The organism is Marinoscillum furvescens DSM 4134, assembly GCF_003386095.1.
GTDB lineage: Bacteria > Bacteroidota > Bacteroidia > Cytophagales > Cyclobacteriaceae > Marinoscillum > Marinoscillum furvescens.
Genome location: NZ_QREG01000009.1, coordinates 192339 through 202227 on the forward strand (window position 1 = coordinate 192339; position 9889 = coordinate 202227).

At 45.4% G+C, this 9889-nt stretch carries 5 protein-coding genes; 1 reads left to right on the forward strand and 4 read right to left on the reverse strand.

The features are described from left to right. The 3 genes from C7460_RS23760 to C7460_RS11685 form a co-directional block, all read right to left on the reverse strand. A partial coding sequence (locus C7460_RS23760; protein WP_170147982.1) for a beta strand repeat-containing protein occupies positions 1 to 5852 on the reverse strand: 5852 nt, incomplete at its 3' end. Positions 5853 to 6031: 179 nt separating this feature from the next. Then, positions 6032 to 6577: a 2'-5' RNA ligase family protein gene (locus C7460_RS11680; RefSeq protein ID WP_115868285.1), complete on the reverse strand. Its 546-nt coding sequence runs from the start codon at positions 6575 to 6577 to the stop codon at positions 6032 to 6034. Then, positions 6574 to 8109, reverse strand: a complete 1536-nt coding sequence (locus tag C7460_RS11685) for a DUF4301 family protein (RefSeq protein ID WP_115868286.1) — start codon at positions 8107 to 8109, stop codon at positions 6574 to 6576. The genes C7460_RS11680 and C7460_RS11685 overlap by 4 nt, the downstream gene beginning before the upstream one ends. Positions 8110 to 8225: 116 nt before the next feature. Between C7460_RS11685 and C7460_RS11690 the strand changes: the two genes are divergently transcribed. Beyond that, positions 8226 to 8684 (forward strand): tellurite resistance TerB family protein, encoded by a 459-nt coding sequence (locus C7460_RS11690; protein ID WP_115868287.1) that lies wholly within the window; start codon positions 8226 to 8228, stop codon positions 8682 to 8684. Here C7460_RS11690 and C7460_RS11695 read toward each other — a convergent pair whose 3' ends face one another. Continuing rightward, entirely contained in the window at positions 8685 to 9449 is a 765-nt protein-coding gene (locus tag C7460_RS11695; protein ID WP_115868288.1) for a S1/P1 nuclease, read from the reverse strand. Positions 9450 to 9889 lie beyond the last annotated feature (440 nt).

Below are 9889 nucleotides of genomic sequence, written 5' to 3' on the forward strand. Positions count from 1 at the left end.
GTAAAGGTCAAGGTACCATTTGCAGCAATCGAAGGTTGTGAGCTGAACAGTGCTGAACTGTCATTCGACACATCAAAAGTTACTGCTTCAGACTCACCCGGTCCGGCACTGATGGACGTTGCCCAGTTGGTGATCGTGATGGCGGTGGTGTCTTCGTTTACTACCTGATCAGCACCTTTGGTATAACTAGGAGCGTCATTGATCGCATTGATCGTGATGGTGAATGTCTCAGTAGTAGAGAGGTTGTTAGCAGCTTGGCCATCGTTCAAAATCACACTAACAGTTGCTGAACCATAAGCATTGGCTGCAGGTGTGTACGTCAATGTGCCATTTGAAGCGATCGCTGGCTGTACGCTGAATAGTGCGCTGCTGTCATTTGATACATCAAAAGTTACTGCTTCAGTCTCACCAGGACCAGCACTGATGGAGGTTGCCCAGTTGCTAACCGTGATAGCGGTGGTGTCTTCGTTTACTACCTGATCTGCACCTTTCGTAAAGCTTGGAGCATCATTGACGCCATTGATGTTTATCACCAACTTGGCAGAATTACTAAAATAGAACTCATCCTGAACCTGAAAAACAAGACTATCGGCAGGTGACCCGAAAGTATTAGCCGGTGTTTGATAAATCAACTGACCCGCAATGATTTCCTGAACGAGAATTTCGTCATTGCCTAACACTTCTTCTCCAGTATCGTATTGCCCATTTTTTGGAGCTACATCTCTAAACAATAAACCCTCTACTGGAAGAGATACAATTTTCACTTTCACCAAAGTGTCACCATCGGCATCCGAAAAGGTAAAATCAGTCTTGGACAAGATTAAGAGCGAATCCTCATCTACAAGCTGCGCATTGTCAATGGCAACAGGCAAGGTATCATCATCTTCATTGGTGACTGCTATGCTTTTTGGAGCTGTAAACTGGTAACTAGAATCACTAGCTGTAGTATTTACCGAAACGGTCAGCAGGGAAACTACATTTCCATCAATTTCTGGATCATTTTTTCCTTCCACTCGCACGATCTGATCTACGTTCCAGTTTGCGTTGGTAAAGGTGAGCGTAGCAGGGGTTATTTGAGTTTCTGAAGTATCTGCAGCCAGCAGGTCAAGTACCACATCCGACGCAGGTTGGGCGCTCAATTGCACACGCAAAGTATCTACCAGACCTATTTCTGATACATAAGTAGAATCATTGGTTTCGGTTACCAAAAGTTCATGAAGGTGAGTCATCAACAATTCGTAAACATGCGCATCTTCATGTGCTGCTCCATCCTGCAAATTTCCTATTGGTTGATCCACTAAATCAGCATCTGACCCGACTGTAGTGACCGAACCACCAACATACAGGTTTCCGGTACCTGAATAATTGACTGATGCATCTGCCTGATAATAGTTTTCAGCAATGGCTATTACTCCATCATTGACTACCGAATGAAATGGATCATTGATAAAATTGCCGAGCACGACCAGCCGGCCACCTTCTTTTACGACTAAGTTGGTAGCGGACTGCTGAAAGATCAGTGAGTTTTCTACTACCAAAATAGCTCCTGAGTCAACTGTAAGCGTATATTCAGCTCCATTTTGAGCAAAAACCAGTTCGTTGCTGAGTGAGGTAAGTGAATCCTGATATACTCTTACGTATCCACCGATTAATATATCTGACCCGATGACGGCATGATCTGGCGCTGGCGCCAGGCCATCTTGCCATATCGATCCATTGGTCCAGGAAACGGTATCAGCATTTGAAGTGCTGTTGATGATCGCATTGATATTGGTAACGGAAACCGCTTCAGCAGAAACCGTGTCAAACGCGTCGTTAGAGAGGGCTGCATTTACGGACACGTTAATAGCCAGGGACTGATCTGCGTCAGTCACTCCATCATCTACTCCTGTGACAGTTACCTGTTGGCTTACATTCCAATTGCTGTTGTCAAACGTCAAAGTTGTTGGGGTGATCGTACCTTCAGCAGTGTTTGTGCTGGCAATATCCAAAACTACTGCTGAAGCAGGAGGAGCATCCAATACCACGTCGAATGTCGCCGTGCGGCCTGTTTCAGAGATATTGTTGCTGATGGCCGAAACGGTCATCCCTGGAGATCCACCTACAAGAACATTGACTACAGCCGATGCGGTAGACAAAACTCCCAAATCATCCTGAGCTTTTACGGTGAATGCTGGTAGGTTGCCCGAAGCACTAGTGGCGGGAGTCCAGTAAGCATTATTGGTGTTGTCGATGGTTTTGTTAAATGTAGTAGCTGTTGTTGCCGTACCAGCAGATGATCCAATTTTCAGGCTTCCTGAATTGATTAGCGTCGCTTCAAAAGCATCTACCGTACCGTCAACATCTGAAGCATCACTAGCGGCGAGCATCTCGGCAAACGTAATTTCAATTTCTGTATCTGTAAGTGTGCTCGTGAGCGGTGATGTAAAGCTGGTTATTTCTGGAGCATCATTCACAGAAGTCACTTGCACATAAGCCGTAACCGGAGGCTGAGAGGTCACACCACTTTGGGCCACAGCCACAACTTTAAATGCCGCTACACTGTCTCCAAATACATCCGCTGCAGGCGTCCATTTCGCTCGCTTTCGCGGAGTTTCTCTTATTATGTCATTTGTGCCTACCGCGAATGGAGCACCATCGATGATCAATGAGCCAGATACCACTTCTGTTACCCGAAAAACAGGAGCATTTACCCAGGTAATGTCTCCGGGATCTGAAGCATCACTGTTGGGAAGTAAATGGTTGTCGGCTCGAATATTAGCAGACTGTGTGTCTTCATTGGTCGTTCTCACCACAGACGTAAAACCAGTTAGAACTGGTGGCTGCTCTACAGTAATCGTAAAAGTCTGATCAGCTGAGTACTCCTGACCTCCAAAGCTCGTTCCTCCTCCATCGTTAAGTCTCACAGTAACAGTTGCTACTCCACTTTGACCTGCTTTTGGAGCGTAGGTGAGGGTTCCAGCCTGATCAAGCATTGGCTGCTGATCAAAAATTAAATTGTTGTTGTTTGACGTTTCAAAAGTCAAAGATGATGTCTGATCACTTTCGTTGATAGGTCCGGCCAAAATAGCGGTAGCCCAGTTATTCACCGTTTGAGCGCCATGCGTATCACCTACGGCCTGATCGGCTCCTTTCGTAAAAGACGGGGCATCATTCACTGCATTCACTTTCGGGCTAACCATCTGTGCCGGAGTGGCCGACTGGCCCATATCAGAGGTCATGCCTTTGTCGTCCATTGCTACTACAGTAAAAGCATCGAGCGGATCTCCAAATGCATCCGTCTCAGGAGTCCAATATGCATTATTCGTGGCGGATATGGTGTCATTTATACCCGCTGAAAAGGGCGCCGCTGTAGCAGAGGTAGCCCCTATTTTGAGTGTCCCTCCGGCAAGTGCTTTTACAATAAAAGCATCTACCGTACCGTCCAGATCCTGTGCATCAGAATCCGAAAGCAAGTTGCTAAAGGATATCAAGATTTCTGAGTCCTCGTTCCCTTCAGGTTTGCCAGCTGCTACTGAAGTAAGTGTAGGAGGATTAGTCACTACCAGATCAAATGTTTGAATGGTAGAGAGGTTGGTACCGCCATTAGCTGTACCGCCATCATCCTGCAATTGTACGCTTACCTGAGCTGTGCCGATTTCATCCACAGCTGTAGTAAACGATAGGTCACCAGAAACCGGGTCGATGGAAGGCTGCGTCGCAAAAAGTACATTATTGTTATTTGATACGGAGAAGGTGAGTGTTTGGCCTGCTTCATAGGCATTTCCAACCGAAAGCGCACTTGCAAATCCAGGGACGGTTTTCGCTCCATCGTTGATAGCTACCACCAGGTAGTCGGCAATGCTAAAAGTAGGGGCATCATTGATCGAAACGATCCCCAAAGAAATAGATACGGTAGCAGTAGAATCCACTCCACCACTGATGGTACCCCCATTGTCTCTAAGCTGAATGTCTACCGTGGCAGTTCCAAAAGCATCTGCCACTGGTGTAAAGGTCAAGTCTCCCGTGCTGGTATTTACTGCAGGAGCTATTGCAAATAATGAAGGGTTATCATTGGAAACATTGAAAGTAAGTATGTCAGCACTTTCATTTGCTGGTCCTTTGGAAATTGCTGAAGCCCAACCAGCAATATTCGTAGCACCTGCATCCTCGTTCACCTGCACATTTGTTCCTGCCGTAAAAGAAGGAGCATCATTTATCGGATTTACCGTAAAGGTCACATTTTGAGTGGCGGTATTATTAGCAGTCTGTGCATCATTGGCTGTAATGGTAAATGTTTGTGATCCAAACTCATCTGCGATAGCATCAAAAGTAATTTGGCCAGTAGTCGTATTAAAACCTATGGTAGCAAAAGTGACTGATGTAGGAGCAAGCGAATACGTCACCGTCTGACCTGTTTCATCCGTCGGTACCGGATCTGGGGTGATGGAGACTACTTGCTGACTAGCAAAGTCTTCATTTACGGTAATATTTCCTGAAGTAGTGAAAGCAGGAGCATCATTAACAGACGCCACATCAAAATTGATGGTGTAAGTAGATGTGGAGTATTCTCTACCATCATATACGTCGTAAGTCATAGAGGCATATCCAGTACCAAACTCATTGGCAGCAGGAATATAGCCTAATCTCGAACTGGATAATTGTGCATTGGTCAGTGTATTGCCATTGCTTAGCACCACATCCGTACCATCAAAAGACCCATAGGGTGGTGTATCTCTAAAAAGTGTACCCTTGGCCGGAGTGGCAACTATTCGCAAGGACACCAGCGGCTCATTATCTGGATCAGAATAGCTCAGATCGGTGAGTGAAGTAAATACCTCTACGTCCTCTGAGGTGCTTTCTGTAAAAGAGGTAGCAACCGGAGGCAAAAATTCGTCATCGATAGTGGTCACAGAAAGGGTTTTATCAGCAACAGCATCGTACTCTGTAGACGTCAGCAAAGTGTTAATTGCTGCAGTCATGGTTGACACTATGTCATTGTCATTGATGGCATCATCCACAGGATTTACCGTAATGGTCTGTGCCACATCGAAATTGGCAGGCGTAAAGGTGACCGTAGTAGCAGAAGTAGTAAATTCCGTAGGATCGCTAGAAGTAAGCGTAAAAGTTACATTACCCGTAGGCTTGTAAAACAACAGGATATCAAACGCGTCGGTGGCTCCACCTTCATCCACTTCAGTGCTACCTCCAGTTTCGATTAGGACAAAACCAGGTGCTTCCACACATGGAGACCCTACACAATAGGTAATATAGGCCGGATTCGTACCCGTACCTTCTACTGTTCCATTTATAGTGTTTCCAGAACCATCTGTCAAGATGGTTCCATCATTGGTAATCGTTTGGCTACCCGGAACCCGTATTTCAGAGGAATTACGCATGTCGAGTACCGAACCTGATTTGATGATGATGTCAGAGCCTGAGCTGATAAAAGTACCTCCATCGAATATGGCGTCTCCACCTAAAGAAAGTTCCATTTTGCCATCAGCAGTGACAGAACCATTTATATAGACGGTTCCTTGTTTGATCACCAGATCAGATTCAATCCGATTGATATTGCCATTGATAATAAGTGTAGTATTGTTTTCGAGCAGGATGCTCCCTTGAATGCGGTTGATATCTCCGTTGATGGTCAGCTGAGATGAACCGTAGAGTTTGATATCAGCTGTGATCGTGCCTACATTGACATTCAGCTCCCCACACTGAGTACCCGTAAGCTCTATGCCATTGCTCTCGATGTTGGTCGCGGGAGATGCACCACCTCCGCAGTTGTCCAGATTAGTGGCCAGCAGATGGAGCGGTGATAAGACACCAATAAGCACCGCAATACATATGTATGTCGCAGTTTTTTTCATAGGGGGAGCTATTAAAAACTTATCGTTTAGTGGTGGGAAACCACAGGGGATGGGTGGGATGTCAATTGCTCGACCTTACAAACTTGCAAAAGAACTCAATGCCGCGCAGCTTTATTCGGCGAAGTTGATTAGATCTAAGGTAAAGTGGCATTATTCGTAGAGGAGTGAAAATAGGTAAATCACCTAAAGTGTCTGTAGGTACACCATTCTTTGCCAGTGTGCTTTAGAAGTGATACCTGGTCCACTTGCCAGGAGGCGGCATATGGTTTAGTTTGATATTGGGCCCAGGCTTCATAAAATGCTGCTTTGCGCAAATCCCGGAAAGCTATGGTCATATGGGGGTGAAAAGGGCGGTCTTTGTAGTCTGCGTTGAGCAGCTTGAGTCCGTGACGCATGGTTTTTACCACGCTTTCGCGAAAAGCTTGAAGTGGTTCCGAATCTTCCACATCCACATATATCACTCGTGGGGCAAAAGCCGAAAATCCATCATGAATGATTTCAAAGGGCTCAAATCCAATCATGGCTTGCTGCAACACCTCGCAGAGTCGGTCCTCACGATCTTCGCGGTACCGAAAAGGCATGTGGAGCGTGATGTGGGGGGGTGACTTGAGTGCTGCTTTGGAGCCAAAGCGCCTGGCCATGTCTTCTTTAAACGAAACCACCTGAGCATATATGGGCTCAGGTGGGACAATCGCTACAAAATATAGTGGCTTTTCTGTGCTCAACCCTGATGCTCTGGTTTGAGGAGATCATTTACGCTTTTCACTGGGTTGAAAGTAACCGCTGGTACTTCCACAAATACCGTATTCCAATCGGCCATCGAGCCATTCCACAAGCCAGGGAGTTCCTGGGCTTTTAGGTCTTTGCCGTCTTTCGACTTTTGAGTAATGAAACCTGTAGCTGGATCACGGTGCTTCATCAGGTCGTACTTATTTCCATCCTTGTCTTTGAGCATGCAGACCACATCTACCGGATTAAAATGGGTGGCTTTGCCAAAAACTTCATTTTGGTCTGCCACAGTAAGGTCAATCTGAGCGGTCTCTACCACCTGCAACGACACAGCTCCATCTGTGTCTTTTACCCAGAATGGCCCTCCACCCGGATCGCCATCACTTTTCACCATACCGCATACGCGTAATGGTCGATCGAGTTTCGATTTCACAAATGCGACTTGCTCGTCGGTACTGAGCTCAGCAAAAGCAGCACTTACTTGATATCCCATTTCCGCCAGCAGTCCTTTGGCTTGATCCACTGTGGATGCCGACAGGTCCGAAAGCATTGCATTGATACGCTGCTGGTAGTCCAGCAAAATACCGGCAATCACCTTTTTGTACCGAATCGTTTCCGATTTCAAATTGTCAGGTACTACATTGTCTATGTTTTTCAGAAAGACTACATCTGCATCGATATCATTGAGATTTTCCAGCAGTGCTCCATGCCCGGCAGGCCGGAATAATAAGGAGCCATCACCGTTACGAAAAGGTTCATTTTGCAAATCCACGGCAATGGTATCAGTAGAAGGCTTTTGGATACTGTAGCTCACAGATACAATCACTCCATACTCTTTTTCGTAGGCAGCCTTTATTTCCGACACATGTGCTTCAAATTTTTGCTGGTGATCCGGCGATACCGTAAAATGAATCTTTACGTTGCCATCAGCATCTTTAGCGTATTGTGCACCTTCTACCACGTGCTCTTCTACCGGCGTGCGGCTGGTCACGCCGTACTGATGAAACTTCAAAAGTCCTTTTGGCAAACTGCCGTAGTTGAGGCCTTTTTCTGTAAGTAAAACTTCTAGTATCTGTGTGTATTCTCTTTTGAGGTGTGCTTCTTCCAGTGTTTTTCCAGTAGCTTTTTCAAAGGCCACCTTTAAGTCTTCGTAAAAAGCAAACTTGTGGAGCTCTTTGAAAAACGTAAAGACGGATCCGGCACTCTGGTCGCTTTTCATTTTTTCATAGTCGGCATCAGTGCCTTTATACTCCAGTAGAAATGCAAACAGTGTCTTGAACATCCGGGTGGCTGCACCAGATGCTGGTACAAACTTGACCACCTCCAAATTATTAAGGTTGTCTTCATAAAACTTTGCTTTGGCATCAGCCTCAGCTGGAGAGAGCTTTATTAATCCGGAGCCTTCCACCGCAGGATTTACCAACTTCGTTGGTGGAAAACCATTTTTAAACTTTTCTATTTGCGCATCGATCAAGTCTTCAGATAATTGGTGATCAGCTATCTGTTTTAGGTCGGAATCGTTAAACATGTTTATCGTTAGTTTTATAGTGGTTTTAACATAGGTCCGAGATGTATTATAAAAGACATCCGGCTTTTATGTTTTCAATAATAGTGATTAATTTGAAGTGATTAATTGAATTGTAGATGAATTCTGACCTTACGAATATATCACCAACGTTTTACGGTATCAGCCTGGTGCCCAAAGGAAGCTGGAGGGCCTATGGCTATGCATTGCTGACCATTGCCGGATCCGATGGGATCGTATCTGATCCTGAGCTGGAGTGGCTTACGCTGGATATGGCCAAAGAAGTAGGCGTAGATGAAGAAATCATCGCCGATTGGGAAGAATTCGATTTTGAAAATTCTGATCTGGAAGATCATTTTGCCACGTTCAATTCCTCAGCCCTTGCCAGTTTCAACAAATTGCTGATCTATGACGCCATCCGGATGAGTTCGGCAGATGGAGACTATGCTCTGGAGGAAAAAGAGCAGGTAAACGAAGCGGCTAGAATTTTAAAAGTATCACCAGAGGTAGTAGTGGCTATAGAAGCGCTGGTGGATTTGGAAAGAGCCGCAGACAAGCTACGGCTCACCATCCTTTAACTATCCATAAATCTCATTGAGCACACCAGCAAGGCGGATTCCCGCTTGCAACAGACGCTGGTTTACCAAATCCAGGTTTTTGTAATTGTATCGGTAGCTGATTTTGTTGCTCTCCGGCAACTCGTATGCTTCTTGGCGATAGTCTTTAGACTCATTTGCCCACACCCGCACACCATCAGCCTGCCATTGGGCTACCTGATCTTTTGTAGGGTGGTTGATCCACGCAGTATATTCGGTATAGCTATACTCCTGCTTGTCTATAATGCCACTATCCCATACCCTATGCAGGTTAGAGCTTTCCCAAAAATATTCCAACTTCGCATCATTACCCCCTTTGTCTTCACCGTTACCCACATGAAGGGGTTGATGGATGTCTCCTATCAGGTGTACCAATAGCTTGATAGCAAAAGCTTCATCCTCATCCGTAAAATTTTTCGATTTCAATTCGCTGATTAGCCTTTCTATCGCTACGATTACATCACCTTGATCTGGCGTGCCGGCCTCTTCATAGGTTTGGCCATCAGGTATGGTGGCATAGTGCCATGGCGCCATGTGATCGTAATTGTCATCAGAGCGAATAAAGTCCATATAGGTACTCACCTCCGCCAGGGTTTCGTTTTCCAAAATTGCTGTAATGCGCTTTTTGGCTTTTTTGGAAAGATGCTGCTCAGCGATCAGGCCAATCACTCTGTGACCGGTTTGACCCCAGGGCAACGCCGGTAAAGCGACTGCCACCAGCAGTAAAGCAATAAAAATCTTCTTCATTATTCAGATATTAAGTGTTGTTCGAATGACCCCACGAAGATAACGTATATCAGCGGTGGAGTATGCGATGGGTCACTTCGTCTTACACATCAATCCATAATTGGAAAGTATAAATGGGTTTTTAGAAGTGTTACATTGAGCCCGCCTGTCTGCCGGAATTTATGTAGGCATGGTCGAAATGTCAGACACTTCTTAAGATATCGCACGAAACCAGGAATTTGTTCCATTTCAATAGCAGCAACTCTTACCTCCATCAGGATACTTACCAAAAACGTTAACTAAGGAAGTGGACAATAGAGCTTAATAAAGCAAGCGCGTAGAAACAATACTTGATCCTAACTGGTCTGAACCTGCTACATTTGACTGGACAGTAAGTTAAGCTCGTAGGAGTTAAATTTACTGATAATGAAAAGAGAAAGAAGACACTTCGATAAGGAGTT

Excerpts from the sequence above, each read along its gene's own strand:
- C7460_RS11690 (WP_115868287.1), top strand. The coding sequence starts at position 8,226 with ATGAATTCTGACCTTACGAATATATCACCAACGTTTTACGGTATCAGC.
- C7460_RS11685 (WP_115868286.1), bottom strand. The coding sequence starts at position 8,109 with ATGTTTAACGATTCCGACCTAAAACAGATAGCTGATCACCAATTATCT.
- C7460_RS11695 (WP_115868288.1), bottom strand. The coding sequence starts at position 9,449 with ATGAAGAAGATTTTTATTGCTTTACTGCTGGTGGCAGTCGCTTTACCG.